We start from the raw sequence: 17,691 nt of genomic DNA on the forward strand, positions 1-17,691 counted from the left end.
TAGATTTGGATATGTCTGCAACAGGGGCCACGCTGCCATCTTATACGGTGCGCTCACTGGTTAATTATCTGGATGCCAATGGGCTTTCCAGAGTCAATATGCTCAATCAGTTGGGCTGTGATGAAGATTTTCTGAATGATCCGGAAAAGCACTTCGCGGCACAACAATATGAAGCCTTGCTCAATACAGCCAGTAGGGATTTTTGTCTGCGCAATATTGGGTTTCGTTTTGGCCAGGCATTTGAGTTGAGCGTTTGGGGCTTATTGGGCTTTATTGTGGCGGCGGCACCCGATCTGCGCCAGGCATTAGTGTTGCAAAAGCGCTATCAATGTCTGTTGGGCAACTCCGGCCTGGCTTACCATGAAACCCAGCAAGACGTCACCACTATGCGTTGGTTATCGGAATGCTGTCACAGTGCTCACAGTACCGAACAGGTGATCACCGCCTGGTTGGCTTTTGCTTTTCAGTATACCCAATCGGCAGCGACTCCGCTGAGTGTCCATTTTACCCATGAGGCGTTAGTTGCTCATGAAGAGTATCAGGCGTTTTTCCGTTGTCCGGTCCATTTTAATGCGGAATTTAATGGCATTCGGGTTAAGACGGATTTACTGATGCTGCCGCTTCGCACTTCAAATTCTGAGGTGTTGAATGTACTCTGCTGCCACGCTGAACAGCGTCTGCAGCAAAAACGCAAAAATGCCTCACTGGACATAGTACGCCAGTACATTATTGAAGTGTTACCAGATCATGTGCCTGACTTGCCGGAAATTGCCAATTATCTGGAATTAAGTCCAAGGCAATTGCAAAGACAATTCCAGCGGGCTGGAACCAGTCTGACCCAGTTTATGGAAAGTATTAGGCTCAGCCTGGCGGTTTCCTACCTGACCCAAACAGACCATAAACTGCTATATATCGCGCAGATTCTGGGGTATTCCGAACAAAGTGCCTTCCAAAGGGCCTTTAAACGCCACTTTGCGGTGACACCGGGGGAGTATCGCCTGAATCCTGTGGCGGTACCTGCTTTCGCAGCCAAATAAAGCACACCAAAGACAGAGTGACGCCACTTAAAACCAGCAGGAATGCTGGGTTTTGTAGCGGCTGATCCAGCAGCGTGAAGGCCAGAAAACCTGTGGCAAACAGCCGCAATGGCTCGGTAAGCGGCAGCGCAGGGTGGTTCTCCTGCAGCCCACTGATAATCCAACAGTGGTAAATGCCAAATAGCCCCAATCCGATATTTATGGCGAGTGAAAATTGCGGCATTTGCAGCAGAAACCAAAACACCATCGGTATAAAGAGGATAAATTGCACCAGCAGATATTTTTGCAACGCACTGCTTTTTGTTACTGAGTACTTTTTCAGCGTTTTACTGGTGGCATATTTACGTGGAATACCCTGTTTGGCATCTTCAGCCCGCCAACCTGGCGGCATTAAAAACGTTTTGAATTTATCCAACCAGTTGCGGGTATAAAAAGCGTCCTGTAGCAGATTGCGGTATACCTGAAAATTAGCCCAAAGTGGGTTCCAACTGTTTAACTGATGACTGACGCCATAAACAATTTTTACCTCCCTTAGTTCCGCCTGGAAGGAACCAAAAAGTTTATCCCACAAAATAAACACCCCGGCATAATTTTTATCGATATATTCCTTGTTTAAAGCGTGATGCACACGGTGATGACTGGGAGTGACAAAAATCGCTTCAAACCATGCGGGCATCTTATCGATGTGTTGGGTATGGACCCAAAACTGATAGATGAGATTCAAAGAAGCACATGCTAACAACATTTCCGGTGGAACACCCAATACCGCCATAGGCAAAAAGATAATCCAGGCAAATACGGCAGGGGTACCGGTTTGTCTTAGGGCTGTGGTCAGGTTGTATTCTTCACTGGAGTGATGCACCACATGAGAGCCCCACATGATATGAATGCGATGACTGAGTCTGTGCACCCAATAGTAACCCAGATCGTAAACCACAAAGGCGATACTCCACCACAAAACTGAATCAAGCGAAATGCTGAAAAAAGCCGATTGCTGATACAGCCAGATATAGGCCGAGAATGGTAAAGCCAGTTTAAAAACTCCCACTAAGCGACTCATTATGCCCAGATTCAATGAGCTGATGGCGTCATCTAATTGATAACAGCCAGTTTTACGCTTTCTGTCTATATAGATTTCTGTTCCTATCAGAATAAAGAAAAAAGGGATGGCAATGAGTATCAGTTCCACAATGAGTTCCACAAACGCTGTAACTTCATGTCAGTATGGCACTTAAGGACCAATGTGTATTGACCCTGGGTGCCATTTATTGACTGTGGACACCGCAATTTGAATCCAAGTGTCTGGACAACCGGGCTATCAATTGTCGCCCATATAATTGGATAATTTCTCCACGTGCTCTTTGGTTTCGTTAATCAACGAAGTAATTTCTAATGCTGATTCGGTAGTACTCTGAGCCAGGTTTCTGACCTCATCGGCTACTACGGCAAAGCCTCGTCCTGCTTCCCCGGCGCGGGCTGATTCTATGGCGGCATTTAGGGCCAACAGGTTGGTTTGATTGGATATGCCATTGATGGTTTGAATGATGCTGCTGATGCGGTCAAGTACTTGCGACATTGCACCGTGAGTATCGGCGATTACTTTATTTCGCTCTGAAACATCGGTGCCATAAAGGATAACTTTACTGATGTTGCCTTCCACCGATCTAACCAGCGATATCGTGGCGGAAATCATCACGGGTGCGTGCCCATTATTCCCAGAAATACTTATATCACAAGCTACCGCGTCCTGTTTGAACAACTGTTGCCACAACTCATCAGAGACACAGTCTTTTAGATTCTTAACTCTGTCTTTCAGCTTATCAGTATTGTCGGAATGCAGTGCTTGTAACGCCAGATCATTGGCGTATAACAGGTTGCCCTGGGCTGAAAATTCCATGACCAGGTTACTGCTGGCTATGGCTTTTAATCGGATGTCGTTTTCCAGCCCCATTCTTTTAGTGGCGTCAATATTACTCTGAATCGAGACATATTTTTTGACTTCGCCTTCGCGGTTAAAAACGGGGTTGATGGCCAGGCTAATCCAATAGGAGTCACCATGTTTATTGTAGTTTAAAATGTCCTCATAGACCGGCTTCTTTGCGGCGATATTGGCACTTATACGTTTAACTGTGTCCTGGTCTGTATGCTCGCCCTGAAGAAAACTACCGGGCTTTTTGCCAATCACTTCCGAGGAATTAAATCCGGTTAGCTTGCAGAAGCCGGGGTTGACGTACTCGATTAAACCATTGGCATCGGTAATAATTACAGAATTGTCGGTTTCGTTTGCTACCAAAGAGAGCACCGAAAACTGCTTTTCTTGCATAACCTGCTCTGTGATATCTGTGGCGAATTTAACTATTTTAAGTACTTCACCTTTTGGGTCGGTTATGGGATTGTATGTGGCTTCAATCCATACTTCCTTACCGCCTTTGCCGAACCGTTTGTAGCGAGCAGCCTGAAACTTGCCTGCGCGTAACTTATCCCAAAACTGTTTGTATTCGCTGCCGGCCGCTTCTTTGGGATCGACAAACATAGCGTGATGTTTGCCCTGAATTTCATCCAACTGATAGCCCATTGCACCCAGGAAATTATCGTTGGCAGTCAGAATATGACCTTTCGGGTCAAATTCGATAATGGCCTGCGATTTACTGATAGCGGCTAACTTTCCTTTAGAATCGATATGTTCCAGCTTTTGCGCGGTAATATCTGAGGCAAATTTAATAACCTTTTGCACATTGCCTTGTTTATCCATAATTGGATTGTAAGTAGCCTGTAACCAGATAATATCGCCGTTTTTCTTGACCCGTTTAAATTCAGATTGTTTGAATTTTCCTCGTGCTAGTTCCTCCCAAAATGCCTTGTATGCTGAAGAGTTTTTCTCGTCTTCTTCAACGAACATTCGGTGATGTTTTCCTTTGATCTCATTCAATTGAAACCCCATCGCCTGTAAAAAGTTATTGTTGGCGTTAACAATGATTCCTTGTGGCGTAAACTCAATTACTGCCTGAGAGCGGTTCAGGGCTTCAGAAATGGCTTCTGCTGTTTTGCGCTCGAAGATATCAGAAGATTTAGGTTTAAAAAGCATAGGCAATCACTTTATTTTGTGTGGGTTTTAGTACATTTGCATGGGTGCGTTTGGTAAACCAAATTGTACAGTTATCATTGCACAATAGGCTCTGCTGTTATAAAAAGCAAAGAATATTAGAGACGAATAGTTTCGTGTTGATGACAAACACGGTGCATTCTTAGTAACAATGTATTAGTCTTTTGAAACATATTTATAGCACCTTCGTTTCTGCATGCAACAGCTGTTCGATTCATTTTTTTATTCCGCAAACGAGAGTCTCCTGACTTATGGTTCTTATGACCCCAGATTGGTGGTTATTTCGGTACTGATAGCAATTTTCGCGGCCTTCATGGGCTTTGAAGTGGCTACACAGGCAACCGAAAGTAAAGCCGGACGTAGCCAGGTGCTGCTCACTGCGGGGAGCATCGCGTTGGGCGGAGGCGTGTGGTCAATGCATTTTGTTGGGATGCTGGCCTTTGACCTCTGTACCCCGGTTGAGTACGGCTGGCAGTTAACAATTCTTTCCGTATTGCCTAGCATTGCGGCGTCATTAGTGGCACTCAATCTCATTATTCAAAAGACCATAACTTTAAAACAGATTTTCCTGGGCGGGGTTTTGGTGGGGGCTGGTATCGGCACCATGCATTATGTGGGCATGGCATCAATGCAAATGGCCACGCTGCTACGCTACGATTTGGTGATGTTTCTGGTGTCTATTTTGGTGGCTGTGGTGTTGGCTATGTTGTCCTTGTGGGTGCGTTTTGGCATTGCCCGAATTGGCAAAACCCGCCTTTCGCCACGAAAAGCTAACCTGCTTGCGGCCATTGTAATGGGCGCCGCCATTTCGGGAATGCATTATACCGGAATGGCGGCGGCTCGCTTTGTATTACCGCCAGGTTTGGAATTGTCCGCTCAGCCTGCCGAGATTTCACTGTTTTTAGCTGCTGGTGTCACTGCGTTTACTATTTTAATTATCAGCCTGGTTTTGGGCACCAGTCTGTTATTTCGTTATAAAGATATTAGTGAAGTCGCAAACCTCAATGCCAGTCGTATGCGGGCCATGATGGATACTGCGGTTGATGGCATTATTACCATTAATAGTCATGGCATTGTGGTGAGTGTGAATAAGGCAGTCAGTCAAATTCTCGGCTGGTCGGACGAAGAGTTAATGGGAGAAAATGTCAGTAAAATAATGCCAGAACACGATAGCGCAGAACATGATAGTTACCTGGCTAACTATTTAAAAACCGGAAAAGCAAACATTATCGGGGTAGGGCGCGAAGTCGAGGCACTGCACCGAAATGGCGAGCGGGTGGCGGTGCGTCTCGGCATCGGTCATGTGGTGCAAAAGAACCAAGATTATTTTGTGGCCTTCCTTTCAGACATTCGCCACAGAATAGAAATGGAAAGGGCGTTAAAAGAAAACGAAGCTAAGTTCCGCTCACTTATCTCAAATATTCCGGGCATCGCCTATCGTTGCCTGACGGATAAAGAATGGCCTATGGTTTTTATCAGCGAAGCAGTAGAAAACATAACGGGCTACAATGCCAGTGAATTTACTCTGCCCAATCCAAAGCGAAGTTTTGCCGACCTGTATCACCCAGAAGACAGAGAACGTATTTATGCTGAAGTTGCCGAGCAAGGCTCTTTTGCGTTGGAATATCGGATTATTCGCAAAGATGGCCAGGTGAGGTGGTTGTTCGAACACGGTAATTTGGTTCAGGGGGAAGAAAGCTCCGAATTCTGGTTGGACGGCTTCATCATGGATATCACCGATCGCAAAATCATGGAGCAAGACATGTTGCTGGCAAAAGAGAAAGCGGAGCAGGCCGCCGCGGCCCGGGCTGCATTTCTAGCCAACATGAGCCACGAGATCCGCACCCCCATGAATGCCATCATCGGATTCAGCGATATTTTAATGGACGCTCGTCTGACGGCAGAACAATACAAGCACCTGACCACAATCAATCGTTCCGCAAAATCCCTGTTGCATTTGCTCAACGATGTTCTGGATAGCGCAAAACTGGACAAAGGCAAGCTGGAGCTGGAGCTCAGACCCTTTAGTCTGACGGATGAAATTGATGCCGTGGTATCGACATTGTGGCTACAGGCAGATGCGAAAGGGTTGAAATTGCAGGTTCATATTGATGAAAGTATCGCGTCAGGTTATCTGGGATCGCCGGACCGAATCCGTCAGGTACTCACCAATTTAGTGGGCAACGCCATTAAATTTACCAATGAAGGTGAGGTTAACATTGGTGTAACTCTGACTAGAGACAATGTGTTGCGCTTTAGTGTTCAGGACACCGGCATTGGTATGTCGCAGGAGCAACTGGAAAGAGTGTTTGATGCCTTCGCTCAGGCTGATGCCTCTATGAGCCGTAAATTTGGTGGGACCGGACTTGGGACCACTATCAGTAAGCAACTGATAGAGTTAATGGGGGGGACTATCAGTGTGCAAAGTGAATTAAATAAGGGCACCAGTTTTACTTTTGAGCTGCCTTTGGAAGCTACGGATGTGGTAACCAGTCAGGGAGCAGGTCCTAAATTACAGTTGCCGCCATTAAAGATTCTGGTGGTGGACGACATTCAACAAAATATCGATTTATTACAGGTGCTACTTGGTCGGGAGGGGCATCAGGTACTCACCGCGCGAGATGGCCAACAAGCCCTGGTGCGAATGGTGGCTTCCAAGCCAGATCTGGTACTGATGGATTTGCAGATGCCAGTGATGGATGGCCTGACTGCCGCAAGAGAAAGACGAGCACAGGAGCAACAACAAAACCTGGCAAATATTCCTATTATTGCACTTACCGCCAGTGTGTTGGAGCAGGATAAAAGCGCCGCGGAACAAGCTGGCATGGAAGGCTTTGCCAACAAACCGGTGGACTTAATCCAACTTAATAATGAAATGGCACGTGTGCTGGGTATTGATACCAGTACTATCCTGGCGCACGAATCTCAGTCAGATAACCTATTGATAGATTTTAAACAGGGTGAGCAGTTATGGGGCAGTAAAGCAAAACACCTCAGGGAGTTACAGACTTTCTTAAATAACAGCAGTGCCTATCAGCAGGAAATACGGGACGCTTTAACACTAAAGGATTGGTCACAATTACAATCAGTTAGCCACAAAGTCAAAGGCGTTGCCGGTAATGTGGGATTAAAATCCATACTCAATGCAATGCAGGAACTGGAAAACGCGGTGGCCCAAAAGGATATTGCTATGGTGCAAAGGGTTTCGCAGCAAATTCAACAAAGCCTGGAGCAAGTGGGTGCTGCGCTGCAAGAGCATAGTGATGACCCTGTGATTGAGCCAGAAACTGAAGTGCTGTTTAGCGAAATTATCCCGCACCTTCAGCGTTTGCTGGCAGACTGTGCCCATAACACTTATCACGAGCAAGATTTAACCCACCTGGCGTCACTGAAAGCTACTAAATTTTCTGAAATAGTGACCCGGATAGAAGCTGCGCTGGATGATTTTAATTTTGCCAAAGCGGCTACTGAGATTGAGCTGTTACTTGAAGAAATACAATCGGAACAGGAGAAGTGATGATTGAAATAGAACTGAATCGGCCCAGAATACTGTTGGTTGACGATGAGCCTGTAAACCTGAGGGTGCTGAAAAATATTCTTGCAGAGAACTACGAACTGGCGTTTGCTAAAAGTGCCCAAGAGGCAATAAATCTGGCGATGAAAGAGCCTCCTGCGCTGATTTTAATGGACGTGATGATGCCGGAAATGACCGGTCTTGAAGCTTGTCAGGCGTTGAAGGCTGAACCTTCCACAAAAAATGTACCTGTTATTTTCGTGACTGCGCTGGCGGATGAGAATGACGAAACCGCGGGCTTTGCAGCCGGCGGTGTGGATTATATTACCAAGCCTGTCTCGCCAGCCATTGTTAGAGCCAGGGTAAAAACCCATTTATCACTGGTTCAGGCAGAGGAGCTTAGGATAACCAGGCTACAGGTTATTCAGCGCTTAGGACGGGCTGCGGAATATAAAGATAATGAGACCGGTACTCACGTGCTGCGCATGAGCCATTACTCCCGTATTTTGGCGAGAGCTTACGGTTTATCTGAAAAAGCAGCTGATGATATTTTGCACGCTGCGCCTATGCACGATATTGGCAAAATCGGTATCGCAGATAGCATTCTCCTCAAACCCGGCCGGTTAACAGAACAAGAGTTTGACGTAATGCGAACTCATCCGCAAATTGGTGCAGATATCATTGGTGAAGCGGATTCTGATTTACTTAAACTGGCGAAATCTGTGGCACTGACTCATCATGAAAAATGGGACGGCTCAGGCTACCCCAATGGATTGAAAGGAGAGGATATTCCTATTGAAGGACGCATTGTCGCTATCGCGGATGTGTTTGATGCTTTGACCAGTAAGCGCCCCTACAAAGAAGCATGGACAGTAGAGAAGACTCTGGATCTAATTAATTCTGAAAGCGGCAAGCACTTTGACCCTGCATTGGTGGGGCTATTAGATAAATGCCTGCCGGAATTCCTGGAAATCAAAGCCCGCTGGCAGGATGAGTAGAGCTAAGCTGTTGTCAGAGGTTCTGACAACAGCGCATTAAACTGGTGTAGAGGCACAGGCTTGCTAAAGTAAAAGCCCTGCACTATATCGCAATGAATATCGCGTAACAGTTCCAACTGTTGTTGGGTTTCAACACCTTCTGCTACCACTTTTAGGTTAAAGTTTTTTGCCATATCAATGATGGTTTCGGTGATCATTTTGTCGGCGGGATCCACGTCGATATCTTTAATAAAGCTGCGATCAATTTTTAGTTTATCCACCGGGAAATGCTTCAGGTAAGCGATAGAAGAATGTCCTGTGCCAAAGTCGTCTACGGCCAGAGAAATACCTAGTTGCTTAAGTCTGTGCAGTAACTCCATAACATTGCCGGAAGTCTCCATCAGGCCGTTTTCTGTTAATTCAAGTTCAAGGCGTTCAGGTCTGACACCGGAACTTTTAACATTGCTTTCTACCTCCTCAAAAAAGTTATCAAAGCGAAAATCGCGGGGAGAGATATTCAGGGCCAGGGTTAAGTCATGGCCTTCGTCTTGCCACTGTTTCAGTTGTCGACAACCCTGAGCGATCACCCATTTAGAAATTTCATGAATCAAACCCGTTTCTTCGGCGATTTCAATAAATGCCCAGGGAGTGAGCAAGCCCTCTTCAGGATGATTCCAACGGATCAGGGCTTCCGCACCAACGATTGTGTTGCTGCGCATACCAACCTGTGGTTGATAAAAGAGCTCAAGCTCCTGGCGCTCAATGGCTTTACTTAATTGATTGCTCAGCTTAAAGCGTTTATCCGCCTGTACGGTAATAGACTCGGTATAAAAAGCATAGGTATTACGGCCATTTTGTTTTGCCTTGTACATAGCGGAATCAGCATAGGTGAGTAGCTTTTCCAGATCATTGGCATCGTCGGGAAAAACTGAAATGCCAATACTGGTGCCTATGGTGGTTTCCTGATTGCCATCCAGCAGGTAGGGTTTTTTAACTTCCTCAATGATGTTTTGCGCGATTATGTTTAAAGCGCTGATTTGTGACAGCCCTTCCAGCAATACCACAAATTCGTCACCACCCAGGCGCGCAACAGTATCTTCTTCCCTGAGCAAACACTTTAGTCGGGAGGCGACTTGCCTGAGTAATTCATCTCCCACCATATGCCCCAGGCTATCGTTGACCACTTTGAAATGATCTAAGTCCATAAACAATATCGCAACTTTATCTTCGGGATGACGTTTGGCACGCTCCAGAGCATGCTCAATGCGAGACTTTAATAATAATCGGTTGGGCAAGCCCGTGAGTGCGTCGTAATGGGCTAATTGTTCCATTCGCGCTTCAGATTGTTTTAAGCGAGTAATATCTGAAAATACCGCTACGTAATGGCTAATGTTACCCTGTTCATTTTCAACCTTACTGATTGAGAGCAGTTGTGGGTAAATGGTGCCATCTTTTTTTCGGTTCCACACTTCGCCTTTCCAAAAGCCTTGTTGCTCTATCGCCTGGTACATGTCTTGATAAAATTGAGCATCGTGTCGGCCCGACTTTAAAATCGAAGGAGAGAGTCCGGCCACATCTTCCTGGCAATAGCCGGTGATTTCGGTGAAGGCTGGGTTGACCGTGATAATTTGGTTTTGCCCATCGGTTACCAGAACACCTTCCTGGGAGTGTTCGAACACCTTGGCATTGAGTTTTAGTTTTTGCTCGTTTTCAACGCGTTCCGTGATGTCGTGAATAATGGAAAACAACATGGTTTTACCGGCATTTTCAATCGGTGTTGAATGCACTTCCACGTAGCGAATTTCGCCGCTGGCTAACTGGTGCTGAAAGGTGAAATAGTTTTTATTGCGTGAAGCCGCATTAGACATTTCTTTCGCCACTTCTTCAGGCGACATGATGTTAATATCCTGAACGCGTTTGCTAACCAGTTGAGCGTGGCTGTACCCGTAATAATCCAGGGCCGCGGTATTAGCATCTACGATTTGTCCGGTGGATTTATCGAGCAACAACATAACGGCATTGTGGTTATGAAAGATATTTCTGAATTTGCGCTCTGATTGAAACAGGTTTTGGATGGAATCAAGGTACAAAAGCTCTGTAATATACCTATGTCTGAGTATTAATAGCCATAAGCAAAATAGCAAAAGTGCGCCAAACCACACTGGAGTATGTACATGTAAATCTTGCCAACCAGCTTTTGGCGTAGCCAATAATTGCCAGCTTCCCTGAGGAAGACTGATGAATACACTGATTGGTTCCTGCGATACTATTTCACTATCCCCGTAGAAAAAATCACCCTCAGCTCCGGTAGAATTTTTTCCTCTAATTGCCAGGCTTAGGTTTGTCTGTTCGGTTACGGCGCCTGCTTTCAATAGCTCACTATAATGCAAAACCACTGCCAACAATCCCCATTTATTATTGGTTTTTGCATTAGTTATCGGGGTGCGTGCAATAAATGCGGTTTCGCCTTGAACAAGATCAACGGGGCCAGCCAGGACAGTTCGGTTTAACTCAATTGCACGTTTTGCTGCCTCAAATTGTTCGGGTACTTTTTTATAGTCCAGACCCAGTGCTTTTTCGTTCCCCGACAAAGGGTAAATGTGAGTAATTACCAAGTCTTTCGCCGCTGCAATATGTCTTACCTGGTTTTCAGAAGCGAGCAATTGTTGGGTAAATCGGGAAAATTCGGATTGGTCAATATCAGGGTTGAGTGATATATAGGTGGCTAGGCCGTGGGTCAGACTGAGATTGCTGTTTATGGTGTATTCCAGAGAGGCCCTGATCTCGGTCAGTTCGGCGGTGACATCATTAATTTGATTCTGATGATGACGCTCATTTGTGATGATTTCGAAAAGCGCTAACGCCAGAAGCATCAAGAGGGCCGATATTGCAGCCGCCGCCAGGAACTTTAATTTAATGCGAAGTTTAGCTTGTTTATTGCTTGTTTCAGGCATCTGCTGATCTCTTTAGAGATACTCCTGTTGACAACTGGATTATTTGTTTTGTCTAAATACTAGCAATGCTTTGAATGTATCCCAAATAGTAAATCACAAAATCCGGGGTTTAATTGCCAATACGGTCAACAAACAAACAACGTTTGTGTCTTTAAGCAAATTTACTTTATTTTTAGTATCGAATCTGACAGGTGCTGATCTTGCTTATTCCAGCTGACGCGAATGTCTAGCTTATGGCGGGTTTCATCTTCTTTTACTGTGATTTTTAGATCTAACAGCCCTTTCGGGGTGAGTTCCAGATTGCCGTCTTCGTCACTAAACTCCAGTTTGCCTTTGCCAAGTCCTTTAGAGATGGCTTCCAGTATCTTCTGAATGGACTTGCCATCCTGAAGTGATTCGTGCCTGAATTCACTTTTGTGTTCCATAGTGTTTCCTTAATGTTGAACTGGCCAAGTGTTGTGCCAATGAGGGGACAGGACTTTGGCGACCGGATGATCAGAGCTGATGCCAATAATCATTTTTTTAGGGTGGATCAAGGTTGCCCCGAACCCCATTCCTGCAAGACCTTCTTTACGCCGGGAGTTGCGATCCAATGTGATATCACCTTCTACATGCAGCAATCCTTTTTGTAATGAGATCTGTTGTCCATTGCCATGATTAACGTGACCATGCACTACACAGTGAATACCTTGTTGCTCCACAGCACCGGCGCCTGTGCTGGAAAAGGTCGGGTCTGAATCACGGTATTTGGTGCGAAACGGCGTGGCAATAGAACTAAAATAAAATGCAAATAAATCATCTCGCAATGTGGATTTAAATTGCTTATTGAGTTTGCTGATCCCTTTGCGTTGTATTTGCTGGCTGACTTCGTCATCTAATCCGGCATGAACAAACAAAAAGCTGCCTTTTTTGTAGGCTAATTGCATGTTTTTGAAAAACCAGCGGAACTTTCCTTTTTTACTAAAAAACAGTTGCTGACACTTTTGTGCAGCAGCGTAAACTTTTCGAATATCCAGCCCATGAGCTTCGCAGTCTTGTTCAAATTTGCTGGCTTTTTTACGCAGACGCTTTAACTCTTTGTCAATTGCTTTAGTTGACAGTTTATCCCGGGCATAAAGGGGAAAGTCTTCAAACCATGAATCTCTGGGGTACAGATATGCTTTGCAGGTTTCAGAATCAGGTGTGTGTTGTTCCCAGCAACTGTTCACCAGATAGCGTTCAAATACCTCTTTAAACAGCGGTATAACCTTAGTACCCATGCGTACGAACATGTGCTCATAACTGACATGTTTTTCTCTACTGATGGCCGATAAACCGGTTAACAAACGCAGATCATGGTTGCCCGCCAGCAATTTTATTTTTGCTTTAGTCGCAATAAATTGTTTCAGGCTCTCCAACAAATCTAAGTTGCTGGGCCCTTTGTCCAGACAATCGCCACCAATAACAAAGGTGGCTTTTTTGCCCAAAGCCGTTAACTTGAGTTTGCCTTTACTGTTTCGAGTTACCCCGCCTGAAGCCACGAGCGAAGCAATAAATGCATCTGCATCTGCATGAGGATCGGAAATAAAAATAATCGCTTTATCTGGCCACTGCCAATGCTCAGTGCTCAATGATTCTGGAGAGGGCTCTTCGCGTTGTACGTGGCAGTCATCGTTAGCCACATGCCGAAACTGCGACCAATGTTGTCCGATCGTGGTGTACCCTGCGAGATCAATAGGAAAAGTTTGAGCATTGGTGGATTGCATATTGTTACTCGTTTGCTGCAGAGCCTGACGCTCCTGTATTATCAGTCTTTTGCTTCACTTCCCGCTTGACGAATCTTCCACTGGCCTGCGATGTGTTGCCACTCGGTATCTATTTTTTCCAAAACCACAGGATGAGCGTGATGCATGCTTAACTTACTAATATCGCAAAACTGCATGACATTTAGATGACATGCAGCATGGCGCATGGCGGCGCCGTGGCCCACGATAAGTTGTACTCTGGCTTGCTCTGAAGCTTGGTTGTGCTGTTCTATATGTTTTGCAACGCGAGCTCCGGCGTCCATCAGAGATTCAGCTCCCATAAAGGGTAAACAATAGTAGCTGTCAGATTTCCAGCCTTTGGGGGCAGGGCTAAAGCGCGGATCCTGGTGCAACAAATGTTCGATTTCCTGCGTCGTCAGATTCGCTACATTGCCGACCGAGCGCTCTACCAGTTCTGGGAACTGCAGATGCACAGGTGGAGCATCAAAAAAGTCAGCCAGTACCTCCATGTAGATCTGTGCTGTTTGCCAGGCGCGAAGAAGCGGCGAGGAATGTACTTGTACCGCCAGTTTCCATTGTTGTGCGGTGAGCAGGCTGGCAAACGCTTTTGCCTGCCTGCGGACTTCCTTCTCACCTTCCGCCGTCAACGGAAATGGCTGAAGTGCACTGGGAGTATTGTTTCGTTGGTGATATGCGCCATGTCTTATCAAAGCGACGAGTGTTCGAGCCACTTCCAGATATCCTTATAAGTTTAGCTTGTTGCGAAGCAGTTCTTTAAGCTGTTCAAAATCGGCTCCGCCGGTAACTTCCCATACGTTTACTGGGGCCAGTCTGGCCTGGTATTGTTGATTACAGGGAATAATTGCTTCGCTCAAAAATTCACCCTGGGCATTTTGATAAAAAGAACCGGGTGATTTGGCGATGGCCTTGATCAAATCCGGGCGCTCTTCCAGATTCACCAGTTGCATTCCTACCGGGTTATTACCGCCGGGTTGCCAGTTGAGTAAAATAACCTGTGTTAACTGGCAACTATGCCCCAGTTTTTGTTTACCATAGATTTGCTCCACCATGACATCGTATTTTTCTTCAAGTCGCCAAAGTTCGCTGGTGGGCATATTTCTCAGCTCTGTGCGTCGTTGCTCTGATAAAATTCCGATGAGCTTGGGGTCGTTGAGCAGAGTGCCGGGATTCACTCTGGGTTGTTTTGCTACACCTCGGGCAATTACCGCCTTTTGCTCATCAAACAAAAACAAGCGGTCATTAGAAATAAACTTGCTATCGGGCAGGTCCATCAGTTTCAGCATGGTGGTGGATTTACCACCACCTGATAGCGCTGCAATAGCAATACCTTGCTGTGCCAATTGCAGACAGGCCGCATGGCAAATCAAGCCATCTTGTTGTTGTAGAAAATTAATATGCTGGTTAATGATGAAATTAACGGTTTGACTGAGGAATTGCTCGCAAGGCCCCGCAGCCAGGGGGGCAGTCAGATGTTGAAACAACACCATGCCGGTTTTGAGTTTGTGGATCCAACGGCCGTCATCTACATCACAGTATTGTTCTTTTTGCCTGGTTTTTCCGGCTTCAGCAGACCATTTTTGCCATTGAATAGACGTTTCTTGTACTTCGTCGTCATAGAGGTAAATTGTCACCTTGGCGTTTGTCTGCTCTGATTCATAACCCTTAAAGTACTGGCTCAAAGCCTGTAATAAGGATGGAGAGTTACTGCAAATCCGGTAGTGCTGGTTTTCAAACACAAGCTGAATTGCGTGCCCGAACAGTGTGGTGTTTAAATTTAAGGTATTGAATCCGCTATGTGTGTTATTCATTTGCTAATGTACTTAATATATGTTGGCAGTAGACCTGAGCCGCATCAATCTGGCAGCCTTCTTTCGCCCCTTTGAAGCCACCAAAGGCGGAAACTTCAAAAATTATGGGTCCTTTGTCAGTTAGTGCAATATCTACCGTGGTGAAATCCAGCCCAAAAGGAGCCTGAGCATTGCGTCCTAGTGCTATTAAAGACTCGTCGGGCTGGTAATTCTGATATTTGCCGCCACTGTGAATTGTGGTATTCCACGAATCATTTTGAGCTACTCTGGCGTAGGTACACAAATAGTTGCCTGCTACAAAAACCATTCCCAGATCCCAACCTTGTAACGCGGCTTTCTTTTGAATGTATAACATCGGATTTTGCTGCTTAAAACTCGTCAGTTGCTGTACCAAATCCGGTTGTTTCGCCGAAATTAAAGTCATCCCTCTGGCTTTGGTGGAAAACATGGGTTTAAGCACAGCCTCACCAAATCGATTCACCGCGTTCTCAGCTTCCGCCAGATCTTCAGTTATACAGGTTTCAGGTAAAGGTAAATGTTGGGCTGCCAGGGTAACACTGCAGCCGAGGCGATTGACCAATTGCAGCATAGCCTGACAGGAGCTGAAAATTCTGACTCCTGCCATTTCAGCGAAACGCAATAATTCAATGCGATCCCACATATGGCGGTCGTAATCCTGAGTGATCTTTTTAACAACAATGCCATCCAGCTGACACAGATTAATATCTTGATACCAAAGGGTTTGGTTTGATGTGTCCAGGCGTACTTCCCGCATACTGACCACCAAACGATAGCCGGTTTGCTGCTCAATGCGGTCAGCCAATACTTCGGTTGACCATTTACCGGGGATGCCGACAACGGCGATGCGTTTATTCAAAGAACAGATCCTCCAGAGGCAAGCGATATTTCGCTAGTTTATCAGTTTTGGTGTTGGTGATGTGATTGAGTAAATACAGAGCTCGTAAAAACATTCGCCGGGAGAGCGTAGGATCGAGGATAAAGCGAGTAGAGGTAATGAACGAACGGATAAGTCCTAAGGTTAACCTTTGCTCGAAACTTGTGTCATGCTCTTTTTTGGCAAACCGTCTGATTGCGGTTAAAAATTGCTTTGCTATAGCTAATAATGTGCTGCGTTGCTGTGATTCCAATACGCCTAAGCGATAAATGGATACCATGAATACCGCCACATCTTGCACGTAATCCATGTATCTGGAACGGTGTAAGTCGATGAAGTTAATTCGCTTATCAATAGGGTCAAAAATAATATTGTCCAGATTGAAATCGCCATGGATATAAACAGAGAATGGTGCCTGTAACTTCTTTTCTAATTCAGAGGCCCTTTTTATCAGGGTATTCAGGGAAGGATTGGTTTCACCACATAGCACCTGCTTTTGCTTTGCAAATCCAGGGTGTACCTGAATCACCGCCGGCAAACGCTGCTCTAGCTGTTGCATGTGTTGTGCGAATGCGGGTTGTTCTGTGCGGGTTTCCTTCCAGATGTTTAGCAGTGTCTTTAGCAGGCTTTTTAATGCGGGTTGAACCAAATCATGTCGCTCGGTGACAATGCGCTCCATGGTGAGACCGGGCAGGTGCTCTATTAGCATTGAAGCGGTTTCACCGCGTTTGTGATAAGACAGTATTTTGGGTGCCAGCCCCGGGTATATATCGTGCCAGCTTTCAACACTGGCGCGTTCCTCTTTAACCTTGCCTTTGTCGCCTTCTTTAAAAATGGCCAGGGGATCCTTGTTGGCGATATCCTTGCGGGACACCGCAGCAATAGCGCTGCCGGAACGGGTTTCGGCAATGGTATTTAAGGTAAGGTTTTCTGGGGATGTATCAACATCTTCTGCAATATCTGACAAAGAGGTATATCGGCTAAGATTCATTTTTTGGCCGAGATTGGCCGACAACAGCGATTCTGCAATAGCGCCCATCAAAGTAATCATTTGGCGCAGAGCATAAATTGGAAACATCATGTCGGCAGCTTCCTGCAGGCGTTGATGCTCGCTCAGCTCCAATACCGCTTTGTTCATAATTTTGGATAGCCTTCGGGTGAGCTTGCGTCTTTCATTGTCGATTTCAATAGCGATCTGGGAATTGGCTTCTATCAAAGCATTTTCTACCAGAGCTATTGTCATCCGCATCCGTTTTACCAGTTTCGCGCATTCTTTATGAGGTAGTTCCGCAAGACGCTTGGGCTTCAAACTCAGACTGTCACTGATGGCTTGTCTGCCAAAGTGGCTAAACTGAAATAATTCAGCAACCAGACTTTCTGCTGCCTGGAGACGGAATTGTAATGGTGAACGAGGATTGCGCTGTAACTGTCCGAGTAAGCTGCGACGTGCCCGAGTGCGCAAATTTTCCGCATAACCTGCGCGGCTTAAGATGCGATTGGCGAGTTCGACATTGGGCTCTAGTAAAAATGCCTCTGTTTGTAGTAGTTGCTGATCAATTTCCAGCAACAAAAAATGCAGGTGCTCGATTGTGCTCTTGTTGAGTTTGCTCAAGTGCCCTCTGCTGTAAAATTACTGT

12 protein-coding genes are annotated in these 17,691 nt (G+C 45.8%); 3 read left to right on the forward strand and 9 right to left on the reverse strand.

Annotated elements, in window-relative coordinates:
* Nucleotides 1-11: 11 nt before the first annotated feature.
* A complete protein-coding gene (locus tag ACXAD8_RS16910; RefSeq protein ID WP_475231087.1) occupies nucleotides 12-1,037 on the forward strand; it encodes an AraC family transcriptional regulator in 1,026 nt (341 codons plus the stop codon).
* Here ACXAD8_RS16910 and ACXAD8_RS16915 read toward each other — a convergent pair.
* The gene (locus ACXAD8_RS16915) at nucleotides 961-2,226 is read right to left on the reverse strand and encodes a sterol desaturase family protein (protein ID WP_475231089.1); all 1,266 of its coding nucleotides are present in this window, start codon (nucleotides 2,224-2,226) and stop codon (nucleotides 961-963) included. The two genes, ACXAD8_RS16910 and ACXAD8_RS16915, sit on opposite strands and share 77 nt — an antisense overlap.
* Nucleotides 2,227-2,355: 129 nt before the next feature.
* A complete protein-coding gene (locus ACXAD8_RS16920; RefSeq protein ID WP_475231091.1) occupies nucleotides 2,356-4,122 on the reverse strand; it encodes a methyl-accepting chemotaxis protein in 1,767 nt (588 codons plus the stop codon).
* Between the two features lie 214 nt (nucleotides 4,123-4,336).
* Here ACXAD8_RS16920 and ACXAD8_RS16925 point away from each other — a divergent pair, with 214 nt between their 5' ends.
* Together ACXAD8_RS16925 and ACXAD8_RS16930 are read left to right on the forward strand one after the other, a co-directional pair.
* Entirely contained in the window at nucleotides 4,337-7,657 is a 3,321-nt protein-coding gene (locus ACXAD8_RS16925; RefSeq protein WP_475231093.1) for an MHYT domain-containing protein, read from the forward strand.
* Nucleotides 7,657-8,652 (forward strand): response regulator, encoded by a 996-nt coding sequence (locus ACXAD8_RS16930; protein WP_475231095.1) that lies wholly within the window; start codon nucleotides 7,657-7,659, stop codon nucleotides 8,650-8,652. The genes ACXAD8_RS16925 and ACXAD8_RS16930 overlap by 1 nt, the downstream gene beginning before the upstream one ends.
* 2 nt (nucleotides 8,653-8,654) lie before the next feature.
* On the opposite strand, the gene ACXAD8_RS16935 is transcribed toward ACXAD8_RS16930, so the two are convergent.
* The 7 genes from ACXAD8_RS16935 to ACXAD8_RS16965 all read right to left on the reverse strand — a co-directional run bounded on the left by ACXAD8_RS16935 (nucleotide 8,655) and on the right by ACXAD8_RS16965 (nucleotide 17,666).
* Entirely contained in the window at nucleotides 8,655-11,585 is a 2,931-nt protein-coding gene (locus ACXAD8_RS16935; protein ID WP_475231097.1) for a bifunctional diguanylate cyclase/phosphodiesterase, read from the reverse strand.
* Between the two features lie 161 nt (nucleotides 11,586-11,746).
* Complete coding sequence (locus ACXAD8_RS16940; protein WP_475231099.1) at nucleotides 11,747-12,010, reverse strand: amphi-Trp domain-containing protein; 264 nt, start codon at nucleotides 12,008-12,010, stop codon at nucleotides 11,747-11,749.
* Nucleotides 12,011-12,019: 9 nt separating this feature from the next.
* Nucleotides 12,020-13,330, reverse strand: a complete 1,311-nt coding sequence (locus ACXAD8_RS16945; RefSeq protein WP_475231101.1) for a metallophosphoesterase — start codon at nucleotides 13,328-13,330, stop codon at nucleotides 12,020-12,022.
* A gap of 41 nt (nucleotides 13,331-13,371) precedes the next feature.
* Nucleotides 13,372-14,061, reverse strand: coding sequence for a histidine phosphatase family protein (locus ACXAD8_RS16950; RefSeq protein WP_475231103.1), 690 nt, complete (start codon nucleotides 14,059-14,061; stop codon nucleotides 13,372-13,374).
* Nucleotides 14,062-14,073: 12 nt separating this feature from the next.
* Nucleotides 14,074-15,159: an HprK-related kinase B gene (locus ACXAD8_RS16955; protein WP_475231105.1), complete on the reverse strand. Its 1,086-nt coding sequence runs from the start codon at nucleotides 15,157-15,159 to the stop codon at nucleotides 14,074-14,076.
* The gene (locus tag ACXAD8_RS16960; RefSeq protein ID WP_475231107.1) at nucleotides 15,152-16,036 is read right to left on the reverse strand and encodes a GAK system ATP-grasp enzyme; all 885 of its coding nucleotides are present in this window, start codon (nucleotides 16,034-16,036) and stop codon (nucleotides 15,152-15,154) included. Before ACXAD8_RS16960 ends, ACXAD8_RS16955 begins: the two co-directional genes overlap by 8 nt.
* Complete coding sequence (locus ACXAD8_RS16965; RefSeq protein ID WP_475231109.1) at nucleotides 16,029-17,666, reverse strand: phosphotransferase; 1,638 nt, start codon at nucleotides 17,664-17,666, stop codon at nucleotides 16,029-16,031. The genes ACXAD8_RS16960 and ACXAD8_RS16965 overlap by 8 nt, the downstream gene beginning before the upstream one ends.
* Nucleotides 17,667-17,691 lie beyond the last annotated feature (25 nt).

The sequence above is a fragment of the Planctobacterium sp. AWH2_060 genome (assembly GCF_056158425.1).

What these genes read in the sequence shown, in the direction of transcription:
- ACXAD8_RS16910 (WP_475231087.1), top strand. Translation starts at nt 12, where the DNA reads ATGTCTGCAACAGGGGCCACGCTGCCATCTTATACGGTGCGCTCACTG.
- ACXAD8_RS16920 (WP_475231091.1), bottom strand. Translation starts at nt 4,122, where the DNA reads ATGCTTTTTAAACCTAAATCTTCTGATATCTTCGAGCGCAAAACAGCA.
- ACXAD8_RS16925 (WP_475231093.1), top strand. Translation starts at nt 4,337, where the DNA reads ATGCAACAGCTGTTCGATTCATTTTTTTATTCCGCAAACGAGAGTCTC.
- ACXAD8_RS16930 (WP_475231095.1), top strand. Translation starts at nt 7,657, where the DNA reads ATGATTGAAATAGAACTGAATCGGCCCAGAATACTGTTGGTTGACGAT.
- ACXAD8_RS16935 (WP_475231097.1), bottom strand. Translation starts at nt 11,585, where the DNA reads ATGCCTGAAACAAGCAATAAACAAGCTAAACTTCGCATTAAATTAAAG.
- ACXAD8_RS16940 (WP_475231099.1), bottom strand. Translation starts at nt 12,010, where the DNA reads ATGGAACACAAAAGTGAATTCAGGCACGAATCACTTCAGGATGGCAAG.
- ACXAD8_RS16945 (WP_475231101.1), bottom strand. Translation starts at nt 13,330, where the DNA reads ATGCAATCCACCAATGCTCAAACTTTTCCTATTGATCTCGCAGGGTAC.
- ACXAD8_RS16955 (WP_475231105.1), bottom strand. Translation starts at nt 15,159, where the DNA reads ATGAATAACACACATAGCGGATTCAATACCTTAAATTTAAACACCACA.